This is a genomic window from Geobacillus sp. DSP4a, from assembly GCF_013096875.1.
Lineage (GTDB): Bacteria > Bacillota > Bacilli > Bacillales > Anoxybacillaceae > Geobacillus > Geobacillus thermophilus.
Window position 1 is genome coordinate 1 of the sequence record NZ_SDLD01000214.1, and the last position, 418, is coordinate 418.

Genomic DNA, 418 nt, shown 5'->3' on the forward strand with positions numbered 1-418 from the left:
AGAGTTAACGATTTTAACTTTTTGTCCGCCAATCAGATCTAACATACTGATTAATTGCACTATATATGCCTTTACGAAGTTACCAGACGTTTGTTTACGGTATAACTTGTCTACCTCTATGACTTCTCCACTTTCTTCGTCTATGAGCCTCTGAGAGCCTTTATAGACTGTTCCATATCTTTCTTTCATCTTTTTCTCACTCCTTATTTTAAACTATTCTAACTATATCATAACTGTTCTAAAAAAAAAAGAACATTTGTTAAAAGAAATTAGAACAAAATGAGTGAAAAATTAGAACAAACAAATTCCTTATAAACCTTATCATCTCAACCTATATTAAGATTTTACCTAGTTGAATCTTCTTTTCTATATAAAGCGTCGGAGCATATCAGGGGGTTATCTAACGTAAATGCTACCC

Annotated in this window: 1 protein-coding gene; it reads right to left on the reverse strand. The window is 31.8% G+C overall.

What is annotated here, in order from left to right; genetic code table 11:
- A partial coding sequence (locus ETC02_RS17055) for a replication/maintenance protein RepL (RefSeq protein WP_171698488.1) occupies window positions 1-189 on the reverse strand: 189 nt, incomplete at its 3' end.
- Between the last annotated feature and the right edge of the window lie 229 nt (window positions 190-418).